The sequence below is a fragment of the Phormidesmis sp. 146-20 genome, assembly GCF_052939475.1.
The window spans coordinates 1-19,021 of record NZ_JBJPHT010000064.1 but is presented as its reverse complement, the minus strand read 5'-3'; the positions used below and the strand labels follow the sequence as shown (position 1 = coordinate 19,021).

17 protein-coding genes are annotated in these 19,021 nt (G+C 49.6%); 6 read left to right on the top strand and 11 right to left on the bottom strand.

Annotated elements, in window-relative coordinates:
• Window positions 1-350: 350 nt before the first annotated feature.
• The 3 genes from ACKFKH_RS29835 to serA form a co-directional block, all read right to left on the bottom strand.
• Complete coding sequence (locus ACKFKH_RS29835) at window positions 351-557, bottom strand: hypothetical protein (RefSeq protein WP_446862007.1); 207 nt, start codon at window positions 555-557, stop codon at window positions 351-353.
• Window positions 558-574: 17 nt separating this feature from the next.
• Window positions 575-1,465 carry a 50S ribosomal protein L11 methyltransferase gene (gene prmA, locus ACKFKH_RS29830; protein ID WP_446862006.1) on the bottom strand — a complete coding sequence of 297 codons (891 nt, stop codon included), beginning with the start codon at window positions 1,463-1,465 and terminating at the stop codon, window positions 575-577.
• A gap of 395 nt (window positions 1,466-1,860) precedes the next feature.
• Complete coding sequence (gene serA, locus ACKFKH_RS29825; protein WP_446862005.1) at window positions 1,861-3,441, bottom strand: phosphoglycerate dehydrogenase; 1,581 nt, start codon at window positions 3,439-3,441, stop codon at window positions 1,861-1,863.
• A 179-nt stretch (window positions 3,442-3,620) separates the two neighbouring features.
• Between serA and ACKFKH_RS29820 the strand changes: the two genes are divergently transcribed.
• On the top strand, window positions 3,621-3,815 hold the full coding sequence (locus ACKFKH_RS29820; RefSeq protein ID WP_446862004.1) for a hypothetical protein: 195 nt from the start codon (window positions 3,621-3,623) through the stop codon (window positions 3,813-3,815).
• A gap of 279 nt (window positions 3,816-4,094) precedes the next feature.
• Here the strand turns inward: ACKFKH_RS29820 and ACKFKH_RS29815 are convergent, their stop codons facing one another.
• The 3 genes from ACKFKH_RS29815 to ACKFKH_RS29805 all read right to left on the bottom strand — a co-directional run bounded on the left by ACKFKH_RS29815 (window position 4,095) and on the right by ACKFKH_RS29805 (window position 8,209).
• Complete coding sequence (locus ACKFKH_RS29815) at window positions 4,095-4,919, bottom strand: DUF2927 domain-containing protein (RefSeq protein ID WP_446862003.1); 825 nt, start codon at window positions 4,917-4,919, stop codon at window positions 4,095-4,097.
• Between the two features lie 232 nt (window positions 4,920-5,151).
• Window positions 5,152-5,931 (bottom strand): 2-succinyl-6-hydroxy-2,4-cyclohexadiene-1-carboxylate synthase, encoded by a 780-nt coding sequence (gene menH / locus ACKFKH_RS29810; RefSeq protein WP_446862002.1) that lies wholly within the window; start codon window positions 5,929-5,931, stop codon window positions 5,152-5,154.
• A 385-nt stretch (window positions 5,932-6,316) separates the two neighbouring features.
• Entirely contained in the window at window positions 6,317-8,209 is a 1,893-nt protein-coding gene (locus ACKFKH_RS29805) for a heavy metal translocating P-type ATPase (protein ID WP_446862001.1), read from the bottom strand.
• 135 nt (window positions 8,210-8,344) lie between these two features.
• Between ACKFKH_RS29805 and ACKFKH_RS29800 the strand changes: the two genes are divergently transcribed.
• Together ACKFKH_RS29800 and ACKFKH_RS29795 are read left to right on the top strand one after the other, a co-directional pair.
• A complete protein-coding gene (locus tag ACKFKH_RS29800; protein ID WP_446862000.1) occupies window positions 8,345-9,430 on the top strand; it encodes a precorrin-8X methylmutase in 1,086 nt (361 codons plus the stop codon).
• A gap of 327 nt (window positions 9,431-9,757) precedes the next feature.
• A complete protein-coding gene (locus ACKFKH_RS29795; RefSeq protein WP_446861999.1) occupies window positions 9,758-11,554 on the top strand; it encodes a serine/threonine protein kinase in 1,797 nt (598 codons plus the stop codon).
• Window positions 11,555-11,792: 238 nt separating this feature from the next.
• On the opposite strand, the gene ACKFKH_RS29790 is transcribed toward ACKFKH_RS29795, so the two are convergent.
• The 4 genes from ACKFKH_RS29790 to ACKFKH_RS29775 form a co-directional block, all read right to left on the bottom strand.
• Window positions 11,793-13,778 carry an amylo-alpha-1,6-glucosidase gene (locus ACKFKH_RS29790; RefSeq protein ID WP_446861998.1) on the bottom strand — a complete coding sequence of 662 codons (1,986 nt, stop codon included), beginning with the start codon at window positions 13,776-13,778 and terminating at the stop codon, window positions 11,793-11,795.
• A gap of 208 nt (window positions 13,779-13,986) precedes the next feature.
• On the bottom strand, window positions 13,987-14,718 hold the full coding sequence (locus tag ACKFKH_RS29785) for a lipoate--protein ligase family protein (RefSeq protein ID WP_446861997.1): 732 nt from the start codon (window positions 14,716-14,718) through the stop codon (window positions 13,987-13,989).
• A 26-nt stretch (window positions 14,719-14,744) separates the two neighbouring features.
• Window positions 14,745-15,230: a YbjN domain-containing protein gene (locus tag ACKFKH_RS29780; RefSeq protein WP_446861996.1), complete on the bottom strand. Its 486-nt coding sequence runs from the start codon at window positions 15,228-15,230 to the stop codon at window positions 14,745-14,747.
• A 65-nt stretch (window positions 15,231-15,295) separates the two neighbouring features.
• Window positions 15,296-15,448 (bottom strand): hypothetical protein, encoded by a 153-nt coding sequence (locus ACKFKH_RS29775; RefSeq protein ID WP_446861995.1) that lies wholly within the window; start codon window positions 15,446-15,448, stop codon window positions 15,296-15,298.
• Window positions 15,449-15,473: 25 nt separating this feature from the next.
• Between ACKFKH_RS29775 and ACKFKH_RS29770 the strand changes: the two genes are divergently transcribed.
• Window positions 15,474-16,028, top strand: a complete 555-nt coding sequence (locus ACKFKH_RS29770; protein WP_446861994.1) for a DUF2267 domain-containing protein — start codon at window positions 15,474-15,476, stop codon at window positions 16,026-16,028.
• A gap of 215 nt (window positions 16,029-16,243) precedes the next feature.
• Window positions 16,244-16,960 carry an endonuclease III domain-containing protein gene (locus tag ACKFKH_RS29765; RefSeq protein ID WP_446861993.1) on the top strand — a complete coding sequence of 239 codons (717 nt, stop codon included), beginning with the start codon at window positions 16,244-16,246 and terminating at the stop codon, window positions 16,958-16,960.
• Here the strand turns inward: ACKFKH_RS29765 and ACKFKH_RS29760 are convergent.
• Entirely contained in the window at window positions 16,946-18,670 is a 1,725-nt protein-coding gene (locus ACKFKH_RS29760; protein WP_446861992.1) for a DUF3352 domain-containing protein, read from the bottom strand. The genes ACKFKH_RS29765 and ACKFKH_RS29760 overlap by 15 nt on opposite strands.
• Between ACKFKH_RS29760 and ACKFKH_RS29755 the strand changes: the two genes are divergently transcribed.
• Window positions 18,660-18,800 (top strand): hypothetical protein, encoded by a 141-nt coding sequence (locus ACKFKH_RS29755; protein ID WP_446861991.1) that lies wholly within the window; start codon window positions 18,660-18,662, stop codon window positions 18,798-18,800. The two genes, ACKFKH_RS29760 and ACKFKH_RS29755, sit on opposite strands and share 11 nt — an antisense overlap.
• Window positions 18,801-19,021: the final 221 nt, after the last annotated feature.

Here is a 19,021-nt window from a genome sequence, read left to right as displayed (position 1 = left end):
GGAGGGATGAAGGAGGAGGGATGAAGGAGGAGGGATGAAGGAGGAGGGATGAAGGAGGAGGGATGAAGGCGTTGGCTCTATTGGTTCAGGTGTGTCAGTCTCTATCTCATTCGTGACATGCTGCTTAGGATCACGAATTAAATAAGATCGTTTATTGCCAAGCGACTTCGCCCCCTAAATCCCCCATGCTGGGGGACTTTGAGATCAAAAAATTCTGGAATTCAAAACGGGTTCGAGCTTCAAAGTCCCCCAAATTTGGGGGATTTAGGGGGCTGCAACCCATTAAAACGAAGCCAAAATCAACTGACCAAGCATATTTAGAGAATTTCAGGTTAATAAACTCGCGTTCCTTAATCGGCGCGCTGTTGTCGGATCAGGAGAAGGCACAGGAGAAGGAGGGAGGGCGAAAGAATGAGGGCGAGAACGGTTGGGGTTGTGGGAGCGACCCCTTGCGGGTAACTCGAAGAGATCGTCGCCAGGGGGCCAGCGTATTTGATTAATAGAGAAATGCCCAAGGACAAACCCAAAACCTTGAGAATGAAAACGAGAATATCCATATGAATGGGAATTGTCCTTACGATCGGCGAATATTCAGACAGCACCAATCGCCACGTTTCCAGAGGGCTGCGACGATCCAGCCGTTTTCTTCGAGGGTGTCTGCGACGGGTTTGGCTTGCTCTAGCAAAATGCCACTCAAAATGCCCCAGGTGGTAAGTTTGACGATCGGCTTCCATTGAGGAATCAAATCGATAATCACTTCAGCCAAAATATTGCACACCAGACCGTCTACAGGTTCTTTGATCATCTTCTCTAACTGGTCTACGCTGCCCTCACCGACGGTTAAGCGATCGGGGTCGATATGATTCAGTTCAATATTTTCTCGCGTGGCTCTGACTGCCAACGGATCGGTATCAACCGCATAAGCTTGAGCGGCTCCTAGCAAAATCGCCCCAACTGAGAGAATGCCCGACCCGCAGCCCACATCGGCAATTGTAATATTCTGCGGATTGTCGCTAAAGCGCATTTCCAACGCTTCGAGACAGAGTTGCGTCGTAGCATGATCGCCCGTTCCAAAGGCGACACCGGGTTCTAGTGTGAGAATCAAGCGATCGGTCTTCTCTGGTTCAGGAATCCAGGCGGGGTTAATCAGGAAGCGATCGCCCACTTCTTGCGGTTGCCAATAGACCTTCCAGCTACTCGCCCAATCCTCTTCGTCAATCAGATGCCACTGCACCACGGGCGGCGAAGACTCGACGCAGAGCGCATCCTGCCGAATCAACAACGACAGCGCCGACAAATCCAACAAACCCGCTTGCTGCTGGGGCAAATAGGCAGACACGAGACAAGACGACCCCTTTACCTGGCTCGAAGTCCCCCGACAGCCAAACTTTTCGAGTCGCCAAAACACCACCTCATCGAGCGCAGTGTCACAAAATATTTGAATTTCCCACCAGCTATTTGCCATGAGTTACGGGGATGAGGGATGAGGGATGAGGTTTGGCAGTGAATCCAGGGTGTGCTTAGAGGAGGGTTGAAGAGTTTTCGGTTGTGGGAATAGAGACTTAGCGATCCCCCTCAGCCCCCGTCAACCAGGTAGGGAATCAAATTCAAAATTTCCACTTCTTGAACTTCAGAATCTCCCTTATTTAAGAAGAAATTTAAGAAGAAGTTTGACAGTGAATCCATTCTGCTGCTCGTGATATGGCACAGTGTACTTTGTTGCTAACCAATCCATCCTCAAATCCCCATCGCGAGGAATGTTGAAGGGTTTGGAATAACCTACGTTCTCACATTACTATCAGAATCCTCCTTTTTCATCCCTCATCCCTCATCCTTCATCCCTTTTCATCCCTCATCCCTCTAAAGCGTCACCGTATACGCATCCCGAATCCCAGACACCTTCTTGATCTCATTCAAAACGTCCTCTGGTAGGGGGTCGTCAATGCTCAAGACCATAACCGCATCGCCGCGCACAATTTTGCGTCCGACTTGCATACTGGCAATGTTGACGTTAAAGCTGCCCAGCAGGGAGCCAATTTTGCCAATGATGCCGGGGACATCGCGGTGCAGGGTAAACAGCATATAGCGATTGGGGGGGACATTGACCGGGAAATCATCGACGCTGGTAACGCGGATTTCGTTATCTCCCAGTAGGGCACCCGTGACAGAATGTTCGCCCAGTGCGCCTTTGGCTGAGAGATGTAGCGATCCCGCGTAGTCCTTAACCGAAGCGTCACGAGTCTCGATCACCCGAATGCCCCGTTCTTTGGCTTCGATGCTGGCGTTGACGTAGTTGACCCGTTCTTGAAGAGCGTGAGACAACAATCCTTTGAGGGCCGCGACGACGATCGGTTGACTTTGATTGGTTGCCAATTCTCCCCGCAAGCCAATGTTGAGGGATTCGATGCGTCCGCCTGCCAGTTGTCCGACTAGATTTCCCAGGGTTTCGGCAAGCTGTAGGTAGGGCTTTAGCTGCTCCAACACATCGGGACGCAGGCCAGGAATGTTGACCGCCGATCGTGCAGGCAGCCCCAATAAGACATCGCGAATCTGTTCGGCGACATCGATCGCCACATTCACCTGAGCTTCTTCGGTCGAGGCTCCCAGGTGCGGCGTGAGAACGATTTCTTTACCTAGCGCTTTGAGGGGCGACTCACCGAGCGGTTCGGACTCAAATACGTCGATCGCGGCTCCGGCAATTTGGCCTGCTTTGAGCGCGTCGGCTAAGGCTGCTTCGTCAATGATCCCGCCTCTAGCACAGTTGATGATCCGGGCGGTGGGCTTCATCTTGGCGATCGCATCCGCATTGATCAGATTTGCCGTCTCCGAGGTTTTGGGAATGTGTAGCGTGATGTAGTCTGCCTCTTGAAACAGCACATCCAAATCGACCAGGTGACAGCCTAGTTGATCGGCGCGTTCGTTAGAGATAAAGGGGTCAAACGCTAATAGCTTCATGCCCATCGCTCTGGCCACTGTGGCAACGTGAGCGCCAATTTTGCCCAAGCCAACCACACCCAACGTTTTTTTATAAACTTCAACGCCCGTGTAGTTTTTGCGATCCCATTTGCCACCTTTGAGAAGTTCGTTGGCTTGAGGAATGTAGCGAGACAGAGCCATCATCATGGCGATCGTGTGCTCGGCGGCGGCGATCGTGTTGCCTTCGGGTGAGTTGACGACGACAATGCCTTTGCGAGTAGCGGCGGTGACATCGACGTTATCGACTCCCACCCCTGCGCGTCCGATAATTTTGAGGAGGGTGCCCGCTTCGATCACTTCCTGGGTGACACGAGTTCCAGAACGAATCATCAGCGCGTCGTATTCTGAAATAATTTCGACTAATTGTTCGCGAGTGAGATCTGTTTTGACATCGACCTGAGCGACCTGAGAGAGAATATCGATCCCGACTTGATCAATCGGATCAGAAACAAGAACCTTGGGCATAAAATTAAAGGGGATGGAGTAGAGAAGGGCAAGGGGAGAGAGTTTTGAGTTCTCAGCTTTGAGTGTTTGGGTCTGATTTGGCAGGGTGGCCCAAGTCAAAACTCATTACTCATAACTTTACTTACTTCAGCATTTCCCCGATACGTCATTCTAAGGGATTGGGGTCGCTTGCCCGACGGATGACCAAAAGTTTTTCGATTCTTGTCAGCGAGTCTGTATATTTGGTGGCAGACAGGGCGATCGTTCTTCTAAACCGTACAAACGATGGATTGAATCATGCGATCGTGGGGCTGTGGGTGAGGCGATCGGGCAGACAGGGCGATCGTTTTGGGATGAGTGGACAAACAGCATGTTCATTGATAGCTCGATCGTGAACAGCTATTTCAACAGGCCAAGTTCTTTAGAGAGGTCTAATACCAAATCAACCAACAAATGATACTCATAAAAAATCAGTTAATTAACCGATTTCTATCTCTTAGATTTGAAAAGAACCTATCAGGGAAGCCGTTTCAAAGTCCCCCAAAATGGGGGATTTAGGGGGCGAGGATCTGTATCAGTAACTAGTGGATTTGGTCTAACATCCCCTTCAGTAGGCCACTCGCACGATGGGGATGTCACTGCGCTCCAACCGACAAGCTACTTGCTGACAGTCTCTAACGCTTTGCACAGGTTGGGTTTCCAAAGTCTAAAGCAACCTGTTTGGAGTCACAGTGGGTTGATGGGGTTTGTGCTTGAAGTGAATTGAGAACGTCGATCACCTGAGCTTGGTTCATACCGGGACGAATTTGAGGACTGTACAGCATCTTGATCAACGCCCGATCGAGACTCGAATATTGAGTCACATCCGTCCAGGGTTGATAAAACATGCTGTCTGCATAGCGGTTAGAGTCTTGCATCAATCCCAATGATTGCGTTAACTCTTCGCGAATTAGGTGCGATCGCTCTTTTTGGGTGACTTGCTTGCTGGTAATCAGAATGTTGGCGTTCGTAATCGTGTCGTTATTCCACTGCGTCCAAATGTAGCCATAATTTATAGGCTGATAGTTTGCCTCAAGCTGTTTAAATTTCCATTCTGGAGCAAAGTGAATTGTGACGTTGGGGCTTTGGGTGACTAATTGTAACCGTACGTTTCCAGCCGTTAACTCATTGATTTCGTTGATAACCGTGTTTAGCGTTTCTAAATCTGCATTCGTTGGCGTTCCGAGTACTTTAATTCTCAAATCTTCTTGCCATTTACGAATTTTAGCCCCGTTAATATTGGAATACTCTGCGCCCATTGCAACTTCCATAAAATAACGAATCTGCTCTTGCGTATATTCTCCCGGCTCAGAGACGGCAGACTGAAGAAAACTAGAGGGTGGAAGGGCGACCGGACGACCAAAACCAGGAGAAATCAGCACGATCGGGATCAGCGTTGAGACAAATCCGATAAGCAGGGGGTGACAGGTGATTGCTTTAAGAAGGGAGAGCGATCGCATGTTTTTTCTTCCTTACGCAGGGGTGTGCTGAGTCAGCTTTTTTGAGGATGTTTGAGAAAGTGCTGAAAGATGGAGTCAGAATTCCCAAAGGTCGAGAAAAAAGCGCCGTGAAGAAAGCTCTTTAATAGTACACTTGTTCTAAAAATAGTGCTTTCTGATCTGACGCTCTCATCGATCACCTTTTTACAAGCCAGAACTTTCTGATCAGGAAACAACGAATCGTTTGGTGTATCTAGTGAGTCGATCGCAAAAAATCGCTGATGTGCATTGTAAAGGCTTGCGGGTTTTCGAGGTGAAGGTTGTGGCCAGTGTTGACAAGAATTTCAAGTTGGGCAGTTGGGCAGCGGGCGGCGATTTCTTGATTAATGGAGACAAATTTGCGATCGTGCGCTCCCACCATCAATAGTAACGGCTGCTTGTAGTGTGCCAATTTGCCCCAAAAGCTGGGCTGACGACCTGTACTTAAGTTTCGCAGTGATTTCGCTAGTTCAATGGGATTATTTTTTAATCTATGTTCATAAAAGGCAGCAAAATTTGGGTGCTGTTTGAGCGATCGAAAAAGCGGCTGATCGTACCATTCGGTGAGGAATTCTGGGAAATTAGACGTTATGCGATCGCTCAGTTGATCATCGTGTTCTCTTCTAAGGGCACGTTCGGTCTCTGTTTTTAATCCGGGAGAGGCTGATTCGAGAATTGTTTTGGGAAAGCGATCGGGAAACTGCAACGCTAAAGACAAGGCTAACCGTCCGCCCAGAGAATACCCTACGAGAATAGCCTGGGGAATGTCGAGTTGAGTGAGCAAGTCTACGATCGCCTGTGCCGTAGTAGATAGTGAATAGTCGCCAACCACCTGAGTTTTGCCATGTCCGGGCAGATCAAGACACAGACAACAGAAGCGATCGAACTGAGGAACAATATCGGCAAACTCTTCACTACTTCCAAGAAACCCATGTAGGAAGAGGATTACAGGTAAAGTCGTCGAGCCGTGGCGCGTAAAGTTAAATTGAAACAACGGTTCTCAGATGGGATGTTTGAAATAGCGGGTTCTTAGTGATTAGTTCTTAGGGACTAGTTTACGGTCATAGACTAACCACCGAATTCTCACAACTCAAATAGAATACTTAATTTAACGTGAATTCGATGGAGTTTTTTCGCTTCGTTATTGAGCGCTTCGCCCCCTAAATCCCCCATTCTGAGGGACTTTGAATCAGCATAATTTCTTTGAACTCTGAAATTTTTTCTTGGTCAAAGTCCCCAATTTGGGGGATTTAGGGGGCTGAAGCCGACTCAAACGAAGCGAGTCCTTCTCATCGAACTGACGTTAATTTATTGAGAGGTTAAAGGCATTTCGGAATGGTCATAGAGGATTTTATCGAACTCCGGTTAATTAAAGTTTATTAACCATTTCTCAACAACCGCAGGCCACTTAATGTAACTAGAACGGTCGAGCCTTCATGACCCACTACGCCCAAAGGGAGGGTAATGCCACCTGCAAAATTGGCAATTAGCAAAAGAACAATAAAGGTGAGCGCAAAGGTGATGTTTTGTTTGACAATGACTTGAGATCTGCGGCCCAGAGCGATCGCGCTGCCAATTTTTTCTAAACGGTCTGCCATCAAGACGACATCCGCCGTTTCGAGGGCCACATCGCTGCCGACAATTCCCATCGCAATGCCGACAGAGGCTTGGGCGAGAGCGGGTGCATCATTGATTCCATCGCCGACCATTGCCACCGTTTTGTATTGACGCTGTAGACGCTTCATCAGATGTAGTTTGTCTTCTGGCAATAAGTCTGCGTAAACCTGGTCGATTCCTAGCATTTGAGCGACCCGATCGGCACTGCGTGCATTGTCGCCCGTGAGCAAAATGATCTGTTCGATGCCCAATTTTCTCAGGTGAGCGATCGCTCCTATCGCCTCCGGTCGGATCGTATCGGCTAACGCAATCAGTCCCAAAACTTTCTCAGATTGAGCGACCCAAACGACAGTGTTGCCTTGGGCTTCTAGCTGGTCGCTTAGTTGTGAGAATTGGGGTGGCACTTGAGCAATCAAACTAGCTTTGCCCACGAGAGATGGCTGTCTCTGCACCAATCCCAAAACTCCTTGACCGGGAAGCGCTTGTACATCCGTTGCCAACAAATTGGAGGGAAAATAGGTACAAATTGCTTGAGCGATCGGATGTTCTGAATAGGCTTCTAACGCCGAGGCGACTTCCAGAACTTGAGTTTCAGAATAGCCTGGAGCGGTGATGATTTTGACGACGCTAGGCTTTCCGGTTGTGAGGGTGCCTGTTTTATCGAAAGCGATCGCCCGCACTTTGCCCAACATTTCCAATTGAGCGCCATTTTTGAATAAGATTCCCTGTCTCGCACCGTTGGCGATTCCTGATAACAGCGTCGGCATGATTGCTGCCATCAAGGCACAGGGAGACGCGACGACGAGGAAGATTAAGGCTCTGTAGATCGTGGTTTCCCAAGTCCAGCCCCAGAAAAATGGAGGCAGAAGGGCGAGTAAGATTCCTGTCACGACAATCACTTTGGCGTAACTACGTTCAAATCGCTCGATAAACTGCTGTGACGGAGGCGTTTCGGTTTGGGCCTGTTCGACGAGTCGGATCACGCGCTGAATCAGACTACTTTCGGGCGGTTGGTGGACTTTGAGCATTAAGGCTCCCGTTCCGTTTAGCGTTCCCGCAAATACTTCGTCACCTACATTTTTTTCAACGGGAAGTGATTCGCCTGTGATCGCTGCCTGGTTGATTAAACTGTTTCCCTGCGTAATCAGAGCATCGGTCGGAATCAATTCTCCTGGTTTGACAAGCAGCCGATCGCCCACCTGCAATTCTCGAATTAAAATCAGTTGTTCTTGTTCATCCTGCAAGACTCGTGCCGTATCAGAAGTCAGACTCATCAAGCTGCGAATACTGCGATCGGTGCGCTGCATTGCATACCCTTCGAGCGCTCCGCTAATCGCAAAAATCAAAATCAGAACGGCTCCATCGACAATCAGATAATATTCTCGCCGCCAGAGTCCCAAGCCTGCTGCACCGAGCGCCGCCACAATCATCAACAAATCGACATCCAGTTCTCTCTCTGCAAACAGAGTCGTCAGTCCTTCACGAGCGCTGTCATAGCCCCCAATCACATAAGCCGCCGGAAGAATCAACAATCCCACACTCAGCCAGCCTATATTCAACGCCGCCCAGCCCAAGAGAACCAGAAACCCACAAGTCAGAGCCGCGATCGCATCGGGATGATCTTTAGCAAATTGAGGAAAACGAACAGATTGCATAAGGAGCGATCGCCAAGAGAACTCCCTCACTCTAAACATTGACATCAGTGTTAAGGTCAAGCAAACGCTACAAATTCCTCCCTCCTCCCTCCTCTCTCCTCTCTCCTCTCTCCTCTCTCCTCCCTCCTCCCTCCCATGCTGACCATCAAACAACTCACTCAAACCGTCGGCGGCGACGTATCTCCTCGCATGGTGCGTCATTATCATCAACTGGGATTGCTTCCTCAACCCGAACGATCGCCCGGAAACTATCGGCTCTACACCGAAAAAGACGTGCAGCGTTTGCAGCGAATTGTCACCCTCAAGCAGCAGGGATTTCAGCTTTCTCACATTCACAAACTGCTAGAAGCCGAACCCGAATCAGAACAGACTGCCTTGCTTGGACAACTTCAACAACAGTATCGATCGGTGATTCAGCAAATGACTCATCTTAGACAAACCGCAGCCGCATTAGAAGGATTACTGGGACGCGATCGCCAGTGTCAGATCGTCCAAGCCGAAGCGATTGCTCAATTGAAACATTTGGAAGCAAAGACCCAAACAGAATTGGAAACGCTGTGGAGAGGATTAGATATCGCAGTCGATCATCACCCAGAATCATTTGAAGAATCACTACAGCGATTGCTACCAGACTTAAGCGATCGCTCCGAAATTGAAGTCGATTTGCTGTCAAAACTGGTTCTCGCCTGTGGAGATCTTAGTCTGGTGCCGTTTGTGAAAGTCAGTCAAGGGGCGATCGCGGCGGCTCGTAACGCAATGAAACAGGGATGTACGATCGTGACCGACATTCCCACCGTGACGGCGGCTTTAGATCAGACTCGTCTCGCTCATCTAAACTGCGTCACAAAAATGCTGATTGATGACCCTCACATCAACGATGTCACTCAAGCAGAACAAGCTTTTCGGCATCAAGCCAATTGGCAACAGCGACTACAGCAGATTCCCCAGGGATGTATTTTGGTGATTGGATATGCGCCGTCTGTTTTGTTGGCGGTGTGTGAGGCGATTCGTCAGGGAACGGTTGCACCCGCTTTGATAATTGGAATGCCGATCGGATTTAGTCATGCCCCAGCCGCCAAGCGACGATTGATGCAGCTAGACCTGCCGTATGTGACGATCGAAGGCACGATCGGGGGTGGATTGTTAGCAGCCGTTGCTTTAAATTCTCTCGTCGAGTCTCTGATCGAGAAACCGGATTGTCATTGCTATTTAAGCCACTGAGAAACGTTGCTTTCCGATCGTGCAAATCGTTCTAAATCTACGTCAACTTGATCTCGATATTCCTCGCCTTTTGCATCTCACACAATAAATTAGCCCTATCTTACAAAAGTGGAATTTTCTAGCTGCCCGCCTTAGTAAGGAGTTGGGGGAGGTCAAGGATCGGTTACCCCTGAAAATTGATTTGGTATGAGATCTGATTCAAATTGGATTGCTGATGTTAGATTAGTACAAAAGTTCTGTTTGAATCGTTTATCTGGTCAAGCTTTTTGGGCGATCGACTCAATTGAAGGTTAGTTTTTTTGAGGCGAATAGTTTAACTTGTCTGCTATGCAATCTCCAATTCCAATCGGGACGCTTTTGCACAACCGTTACAAAATTATAGGGATACTGGGGCAGGGAGAGTACGGTTGGGCCTATATTGCAGAAGATCAAAAACGCTTGAATGAGCGCTGTGTTTTGGAGGAATTCATTCCAACTAGAGCGACAAATTTAGATGATTTAAGAGAGCAATTTCAGCAAAAAGTGAGTGTTTTAACGCAATTGCAGCACCCTCAAATTCCTCGATTTCGAGTCGTAATTGTCCACGATCATCGCTTATTTTGGGTGAGAGACTATGTGCAAGGAATTAGTTATCGAGCCTGGTTAACCGATCGACTGATTCAAAATAATCTCTTCTTAGAAGCCGAAGTTTTGGATCTGTTTGAAAAATTGTTGCCTGTTTTGAGCGATGTTCACGATCGCGGCATGATTCACCAAAATATTTCGCTCAACAGTATTGTTTTCAGACACTCCGATCGTCTTCCCGTCCTGATTCAGTTTGGGTTGCTCAAAGAAGTGGCGTTTGATCTAAAACTCAAGCCTCATCAGCGATCGCATGACTGGGGATATGCACCCTTAGAGCAGCGATTGGGCGATCGAGTCGAGCGAGACAGCGATTTGTATGCTCTGGCGGTGGTTGCGGTAGTGTTGCTAACTGGGCGAGAACCTGAAGAACTCTATGACGAAAAAACGCAGGCGTGGTCTTGGCAAGAATGGGCGATCGTCAGTCCTCAATTTGCTCAAGTTTTGCAGCGAATGTTGTGCCCCAATCCAGACAAGCGGTTTGCCTCGGCGGAGAAAGTAAGGAGAGCGATCGCAGAAATCAAGCTCAAAAAACCGACTAAAATTCAGAACTCGACTTCAACTCAGACCTCAGATTTTGCACCTCAAAAATCTTCTTCTGAACCTCAAATCTGGCAAGACTTTTCTCTTTTGATCTTTGCAACTCTATTTGTTGGATTGGCAGGAATTGCCGTCTGGAGAATTGTGGCGATCGTTCGAGAACCTATATTAGTCACGGCTCCAAAAACGCTCGCTCCCTCTGTTAAAGTTCCGCCCAAAGATCCACAAGCTATTCAAGAAGCGCTGCGCGATCGCCGCAAAAAGCTAACGATTCCCTACGATTTATTCACCGATTTGGTAGACGAGCAGTTTTTTGTTAAATATCCACAATTGCAAAGTCGATCGCTACAGTCTGACCCCCAATCCAATCGGTTGAAACAAGAATGGAGCGCGATCGCCAACACCATTTTAGACCAATTAGAAGCGTTAAGTCCCCAAGCGCGAAGTGGGATAGGGCAATACAATCGAGCCAGCTATAACGATTGGTTAGCGTCGGTAAACGTCAGCAGTCGATCGCTCGAAACGTTGTCAGATGCTCAATTTTTACAGTGGTTTCCCGAACAGCAAGGAAGATTACTCAATCCTCGTAAGTTTGGTCAAGTTTGGTACGCGATCGCGCATGATCAAGCCAATACGATTCAAACAAACTCAACCGTCGTAAAAGCTCCTTTGTTTAAAGATCAGCAAACTCTAAAAAATGGTCAGGGCAAAGTTTATATCGCTCGCTTATTACAAAATCAGTCCTTACAATTAACTCTAAAAGCGCCAAAAGATTCGACCCGAATTTCTATTTTTTCGCCTGCTGATTCTGCCCCTGTGCTAAAAAGTTTGTCGGAAACTTCCTGGTCAGGAAAGGTGAAGCGATCGGGCAACTATGAAATTGTGATTGTTCCTCACCAATCTGACTCGGTGACTTATCAACTCAGCCTTGTTATTTCCAAAGATGAGATTGATCGCAATTAAGGCAACATCAGTTCGATGAAGGTTTTTTGGGCGTTGCTGATTGGAGGGATGAATCTGTGGGAAGTGTCCATCTTTTCGCCCCCTAAATCCCCCAAAATTGGGGGACTTTGAACCTTGGGTTTCCCGCCGCTTTGGGGCAATTCATCCCCTGATTCAGCAACGCCGTTTTTCGCTTCGGTGCTTACGTCTTCTGCCTCCAAGCTGCCAATTCTGAAGGACTTTTAGACAAGATTTTGGTTCAAGCATTGGCGATCGTAAACCATGCCCTCAACACTTCTGCCACCGTCCAGGCCTGAGCCGTACACCCATTGGGAATCATTGGCGCATCGCCATCAAAAATTTCACTCAAACTGCCCACGCCATGCGCGCAAAGGTGATTGGCCATCGGTTCCAAAAATTCTCTCGCTTTGATCGGATTGTTGTACACCCGCAGATGCGCGATCGCAAACGGCCCAATCAACCAACCCCAGGCTGTGCCTTGATGATAAGCCCCATCACGCTGAAACTGTGAACCGCCATAGTGCCCCTGATAGCCGATTTGAGACGGAGCCAGCGATCGCAGTCCATACGAAGTGAGCAGCGATCGTCCACAGACATCCACGACGCTTTTTTGTTGGGCATTGGTCAGCGGACTGTCGGGCAGCGAGACGGCAAAAATCTGATTAGGACGCAGGGCAACATCATTGCCATCGGGCGAATCTAACACGTCAAAACAATAGCCCGCTGACTCATTCCAAAAGCGCGAAAATCTGGCTAACACGCGATCGGCCATCGCTTCATATTCTCGGTGTGGCTTACCAATTCTGCGGGCGACTTTGGCCATAATTCTCAGGGCGTTGTACCACAGCGCATTAATTTCTACAGGCTTACCAATCCGAGGCGTAAAGACCCGATCGCCCACTTTGGCATCCATCCAGGTTAACTGCGTTCCGATCTCACCCGCATACAGTAGACCATCAGCCGGATCGAGATGAATGTCATAGCGAGTGCCGCGACAGTGCCAATCAATAATCTCTGCTAACACCGGAAACAAGTCATACAGCAAATCAGTGTCTTCGGTCGCGTTGTAGTATTCCTGAATCGCCACAAAGTACCACAGCGTTGCATCGACGGTATTGTAGTCTGGCACCTCTCCCACATCCGGAAACCGATTGGGCAACATGCCGCGATCGACCGACAGCGCAAAGGTTTTTAAAATTGATCGCGCAACTTCAGGTCGTCCTGTCACCAGCGTCAAACCTGACAAACTGATCATCGTATCCCGTCCCCAGTCGGTAAACCACGGATAGCCTGCGACGATCGTTTTACCATTGGGATTGCCCGGAGTTGATCGATTGACAATGAATTGATCCGCCGCCAAAATCAGTTGACGAATCCAGTTGGGCGTTGACTCGACTTGACTTTCGCGATCGAGTTTCCAGCGATCGACCAGTCTTTGCTCATAGGCCCGTTGCGATCGGAGGGCGCTTTCTCCATCCAGATTGGGAGTCGAATCGGTGCTGACAATAAAGGTGAGCGAATCTCCCGCATGGAGCGTCGTTTGAAAGGTGGCAGCGTGCAGGTGATCTTCATGATCCAACAGTCCACGCGATCGTTCTTGAGCCAGATCAAAGCCGTAATACCAATCGTGCATCGGAGTCACTTTGGCCGCGCGACCCAGCAAATAAAAAGGCACCGCTTCAGGAAAGGCAGAAATCGAAACGCCTTGACCGACGGATTCGATGCCCATTTGCCAGCCATTGGCCTGTGTGTCGCTGTGATAATCGCGGTAGTTAACCATCGCCTTGAGCGTCAGCGTCAGAGGTTGGGTCGATCGCCGCACTTGATAATAGACATAAGTCGTATTGGTGCCCTGCTGCATCCAGATGCGTTTTTCGAGGAGCGCGTCCCCTAGTGCAAACTGCCAGACAGGAACCGTCCCTTCGAGAAAGAAGCGCTCGATATGTCGATAGCCTTGCTGACCGACGATGCCATCTTTCCAGCGATTGGTGGTTAAGGGAAAGTAATCTTCACCATAACGAATACTTTCGTCAAGTTTGGCTAACAGTAATGTTCTCTGTTGAGGCGGTTTGAGCGCAGCCACCAGCAAGCCATGATATCGGCGCGTCAAAAGTCCGGCGATCGTCCCTGATGCAAATCCCCCAATGCCGTTGGTCACCAGCCATTCTCGCGTTTCCGCAGCGTCGAGGTTGCCACAGATCTCTCGCCCAAAGTCAATCTTCATTCACCCGTTCCTTTTCCCCGTCTGCGTCTCTATTTACGGTGATACGAGGCGAAAGAGCAAGGCTTCACACTAATTTTTAGCTGAAGCTAGGAAGTTGCTTTCGCGATCGCCCTTGATTTTTTGGGAAAAAGCCATGAGGGATCAGAAAAAGGAAGCAATTTCATATCTGGATTCAGCACGGTCGATTTACATGCATTATTTATGTTCATTAGGCGTGATGAAAAGCGATCGCATTAACAGCTTGCCATTCTGCATCCGTGAGCGATCGTTCCTCAAACTCAATCCCAAAACAGTTGCGAGCAGCTTGTATCAACGCTTTTGTCGCAGTTGAAATTAATGAATTGCTTTGTAGATCGATCGGCAGATCAGGCAGCAGCGATGAACCGAAGACGCGATCGTTCAGTTCTAAATTTGGCTCTAACCGCATTGATCCATGTTGCAAAATTGTCTGATCTTTGCGAAGTTGAGCGCTGCCAATTAGCTTTGCACCATTTTCTAACACTAAGTCTGCAACCGTTGCCGTCCCAAAACAGTTGGGGTTGTGAATGTAGCTTCCCGCATTTCCGTAGTGCAACTCTACACCCAGCGATCGCCATCCCTCAATCAGAAACTCGCAGATCGTTTGATAGTCCTGCATTCGTCGCCCCGACAGCCCAGACGTGATCACGGCATACGTCAAATCGCCCTGATGCAAAACAGCCCGCCCCCCACTCGGACGACGAACTAGCTCGATCGCCGCTCCCTGCCAGGTAAGTTGCTTCCAAAAGTCGGGAAACTGACGCTGATGATAGCCCAGTGAAATCGCAGCAGGTGACCAGGTATAGAACCTTAAAGTGGGTGGATGAGTCCCCAAATGATGCTGTTCGAGAAGCCACTGGTCGATCGCCATCTGCACCCTGCCAGAAGCCTTGATCAACGGAATCAGTCGCCAGGTTTGCATCAATTAGTTTGCATTAATTGCTAAAATTAACCGGCCAAAAATTCTGCTTGTAAAGACTCGTCGTGATCGTCTGCGATCGTCGCCACTACGGTCACCAATCGAGAAATCTCACCTGGAGACAGCTCGGCGATCGTGCGAGTAGACAGCACCACGATCTGATTGTCGTAAATAGCAAACCCCGCTTCAAAGGTACTCAGCCAATTCATTTCCAGCAGCTTTCTAAACAGTTGTGGCTCGTCTTTAGCAGGCAGCTTGAGAACCGATGCCCAAACGCTCAGATTATCTTCTTCGGTCGTGCCCGTCAGTTGGACAAAGACTTCGACACTGCCGTACTTAAACTTCCAGATATAGCCGCCGTCGTTTTGACTCACCATTGCACTGTCGCTTTGATCGAGGCTGGCGATCACCGTTTCGATCACTTCGACAACATTAATGCCACCCGTGCCGCCGACCAATTCATCAGACGTTGTGGCGGTTGAGATCATTTCGGAGTTGGGCTGATAGTTCACCATAGGTCGAGTTATTTCAGCATTAAGTGCAGGGGTTGTGTCTACGGTAGCGTTGATCGCTCAGTTGTCTAACGGGCTTTTTGTATTTCTTCATTTTTGTAGCAAAAATTGCCTTCTGCATCAGACTCAATCTGCCCAATGAGAGATTTTGAGACGTAATTTAAGTAACCCTGGTGACAGATGTGGCGATCGACGATATTGGGCAATAGTTTTGGGGACATACAAATTCAATAAAGGCATGTTTATATGGCAGACAATCAAGAATTGAATACGGTAGCCCCGATCGACGACATTACGCCCTCTTCGAGGCAGCATTATTCAGGAACGCCGATCGCAACCAAAGACACTCCGTTTTTAGAAAAAGTGCAGCTTAAAGCAGGCTTGTCGGATCTCTACGATGCCAGAGACGTGACAGAAGTGGTGTTTCGGACGATGCGCGACATGATGACCGATGAAGCCGTCGAAAACGTCGCCGACGAATTACACAAACCGCTAGACGAAGGCAACCCCGATCGCACCCTCTACACCGCAACGCCGTTGGCAACCGAAATCGAAGACCTGTGGGAAGACACCAACCCGATCGTTCACTTTTTGAGCAAGCTCAGACCGCCGCTGATTATCAAGTCCAGCACCTTTCTATTTAGAGTGCGTCAAGAGAGCGGCTTGCAAACCAACGTCTCACCTGAATTGGCCATCGAAGCGGTTTTCTCAGCCACCAAAGATGAGCTATCAGCAGAGCGCATTCAAGAAGTCGCCAACTTCCTGCCCGACGAAATCCGCGCCATCTGGGAAAAGGCATAGAGGAGTCTGCCAAAGAAGTCACCCATCCTAGAGAAGTTCCCTACTGGCAAATACTGGTTGTTGACACAGTTCCTCGCCCCCTAAATCCCCCAAAATTGGGGGACTTTGACTTTAGGAGATCCGACCAGTGAGCCAGAGGGCATTTCTCTCAAAAATCTCCCCAACAGCCAAACAGTCAACCGATATCATCTCCTCATCCCCCATTCCCCATCCCCGTGGCTCCCAAAAAACCACCCGCGATCGCTTCTCCTGAAATTCAGCAAAAACTGATTGAAATCCACGATCGCCTCTGTCAAACATACGGCTGTCCGATTCCCTATTTTCATACGCTTGATCCGTTGAGCGAGTTGGTTTCAGCGTTGCTGTCTCATCGCACCCGCAATCCCGATTCTGCTAGTGCGTTTCATGAGTTGCGGCGACGGTTTCCAGACTGGTCAATGGTGCGAGATGCTCCCGTCGATCAAGTTGAACAAGCGATCGCTCGCTGCACCTGGGCCGAGCAAAAAGCCCCTCGGATTCAGCAAGTCTTGAAACTGATTGGAGACCGTCAGGGCAGTTTGTCGCTTGATTTTTTGGCGGACTTGTCGGTCTCAGAAGCCAGAGAATGGTTGGAGTCACTGCCGGGAGTCGGCCCCAAAACCAGTGCCGCTGTGCTGTCATTTAGCAGTTTGCGTCGTCGGGCGTTGCCTGTGGATAGTCATCATCATCGAGTCGCGATTCGGCTGGGTTTGATTCCTTCGACGAGCGCCGCTGCCCCGGCTCACGCCATTCTCGAAGCTCAGTTGCCGATCGAGTGGACAGCCCAACAGGTTTACGATAACCACGAAGTCTTGATGCTGCATGGTCAGCGCTGTTGTTATTACCAAAATCCAGCCTGCGATCGCTGCCCTGTTTTATCGCTCTGCCCGTTTGGGCAATCAAGGCGACGGTGAAGGGCTGGGAGTCACGTTTGGACTGGGCAAGGCTCCCGGTTGATTGCCTTTTTGCAGCATGACAAACACATCGTAGCGAGAGGTGCGATCGCTCGTGACTGCGGCCGTTACGCCGATCGATCGAATCGCTTCCAAAACAGCCCGATTAGCAGGCGGAATCTGCAACAGCGGAAAATTATTCAACGCCAGCGCCCGCTCCATATTCACAAAAAAGTGGCCATTGTTTGACCCCAACTCCGTCGCTGTCGCCTTCTTAAACAACTCCGTCTCAGCGAGAGAACCTGCGGGTTTTGGCACAAAGCTGCCAGTGACCGGTGCGCCCAGACTGAGAAACGCTACATTGTTGTCGAGCCAGCCACGGGTAATATTGACGTTAGCAGCAGGCAGACTCCAGTTGACAACCGATTGACCTTCTACTTTCGATTCTTCGACCTTAAAGGTGTACTTGCTCGACATCGTATCGTCTAGCTGCTTGAGGGTCTTTTCGGCGGCGCGGCGATCGTTGGTTTGCACCATAAATACGAGGCTGGCGGGCAAGTTAGCGGGCGATCCCTGGGGAGCAGGCACCAGCGCTAGCGCAAACTCACCTTGCATCCAGTTAAGCAAATCTTGCTCCAGATCCAAGCCTACAGAGGATTTTAGCCCTTGACGTAGCCCTTCTGGATTGATAAACCGAATCGGATTCGCCGAAACGCCCTGCGTGTAGTCCTTCCAAAAGCGCTGCAAATCGCCACCCGATGTCATCATCAACGTCTCAGCGGGGAAACGGTTGGGCATAATTTTGGCGGTGTTTTTGACCTCAAATCGACGCTTACTCTCAGGCTTGAGCCAGGAGACACTTTTGAACTGGATGCCTTCAGAGGCGATCGTCGCCGTCGCGGCCAATCCTTGAGTTTGTTGAAGCTGATTTGTGCCTTGGGGCGGTATGGGTCGATTGGAGTTCGCCGCAGACGTGTTGGCGGCCGCAGGAATGTTGACATAGACGCGCGCGACTGGCTTCTCAGACTTGATCTGACTCAGGGCTTCTCCATAGCCCGGTGTCGCTGAGAGGGCCGGCCCGCCTTTGTAGGTGTCGATCGCCCGTTCGATCGCTTTGGGACTGTTAGCCACCACGACGGTTTGGGGATCTAAGGCTGCGATCGAGACGGTTTGGGTCGGCGTTTCCTGGTTTTCGCGAATCTGAATACCGTTGTACTTGCGTTCTGCCCACTTGCCTGTTTTGACGGCGTTGGACTGCTCCAGGGTTTGTTTGGCTTTGAGCGGGTCGGCGATCGGCAACACCATGACCACGGGTTGAGGATTGGGCGGTGTGGCGGCTTGTCCTGGATTGGGCACCGCTAACCCAGCTTGAGGCGACAAAAACGCCAGCGTCACTTCTTTACCGACCCACGGCTGCACGTCGCGCTGATAGTCTAGCCCTTTGCTGGTGAGAAAGCGATCGCGAAACTGCACCAAACTTTGATCAAAGGCCGTCTGACTGCGCGGGGTGCCAAATTCTCTCACTCGCTGCCACTGTCCCTGGTCGGTTGAGAGCGACACCACCATCAGCGCATCTTGCGGCACCACATTGGCCCCAATCGGCATAACGCTAAGTCGTCCCCGTTGAGAAAGTAACCAGTAAGCCAGTCCGCCCCCACCAATCATCAGGGCAGAGGCTCCGAGCGTTAAAAGAAGCGGCTTGGACTTCCGAGTTTTGAGTTTGGCTTTCATTCGACCAGAGAAGGGTTTTCAATGCCGTTGTCACTCTAGCAAAGTATGTACAGAGTGTGGCGATCGCGGCAAGTCAGAGTCCGTCGAGGCTGCAATTCTATCAGTCTTTGAGATGGGAGCGATCGCCTAAATCCCTCATAGGCTCTACCCAACCTACAGAAGTCGATGTTATTTAGTTTTCGTTCCTAAATATGCCTGGTCAGTTGATTTTGGCTTCGTTTCAATGGGTTGCAGCCCTCTAAATCTCCCAAATTTGGGGAACTTTGAAGCTCAAACCCGTTTTGAATTCCAAAATTTTTTTAATCTCATCAGGGGTAAATTCCCCGCCCCTTGGGGCGTAAGAAGGCTCAG

Coding starts and splice junctions, on each gene's coding strand:
- ACKFKH_RS29790 (WP_446861998.1), bottom strand. CDS start 13,778: ATGAAGATTGACTTTGGGCGAGAGATCTGTGGCAACCTCGACGCTGCG.
- ACKFKH_RS29770 (WP_446861994.1), top strand. CDS start 15,474: ATGGCAGACAATCAAGAATTGAATACGGTAGCCCCGATCGACGACATT.
- ACKFKH_RS29780 (WP_446861996.1), bottom strand. CDS start 15,230: ATGGTGAACTATCAGCCCAACTCCGAAATGATCTCAACCGCCACAACG.
- ACKFKH_RS29820 (WP_446862004.1), top strand. CDS start 3,621: ATGACCAAAAGTTTTTCGATTCTTGTCAGCGAGTCTGTATATTTGGTG.
- ACKFKH_RS29800 (WP_446862000.1), top strand. CDS start 8,345: ATGCTGACCATCAAACAACTCACTCAAACCGTCGGCGGCGACGTATCT.
- ACKFKH_RS29815 (WP_446862003.1), bottom strand. CDS start 4,919: ATGCGATCGCTCTCCCTTCTTAAAGCAATCACCTGTCACCCCCTGCTT.
- serA (WP_446862005.1), bottom strand. CDS start 3,441: ATGCCCAAGGTTCTTGTTTCTGATCCGATTGATCAAGTCGGGATCGAT.
- ACKFKH_RS29835 (WP_446862007.1), bottom strand. CDS start 557: ATGGATATTCTCGTTTTCATTCTCAAGGTTTTGGGTTTGTCCTTGGGC.
- ACKFKH_RS29805 (WP_446862001.1), bottom strand. CDS start 8,209: ATGCAATCTGTTCGTTTTCCTCAATTTGCTAAAGATCATCCCGATGCG.
- ACKFKH_RS29785 (WP_446861997.1), bottom strand. CDS start 14,718: ATGCAAACCTGGCGACTGATTCCGTTGATCAAGGCTTCTGGCAGGGTG.
- ACKFKH_RS29760 (WP_446861992.1), bottom strand. CDS start 18,670: ATGAAAGCCAAACTCAAAACTCGGAAGTCCAAGCCGCTTCTTTTAACG.
- prmA (WP_446862006.1), bottom strand. CDS start 1,465: ATGGCAAATAGCTGGTGGGAAATTCAAATATTTTGTGACACTGCGCTC.
- ACKFKH_RS29775 (WP_446861995.1), bottom strand. CDS start 15,448: ATGTCCCCAAAACTATTGCCCAATATCGTCGATCGCCACATCTGTCAC.
- ACKFKH_RS29795 (WP_446861999.1), top strand. CDS start 9,758: ATGCAATCTCCAATTCCAATCGGGACGCTTTTGCACAACCGTTACAAA.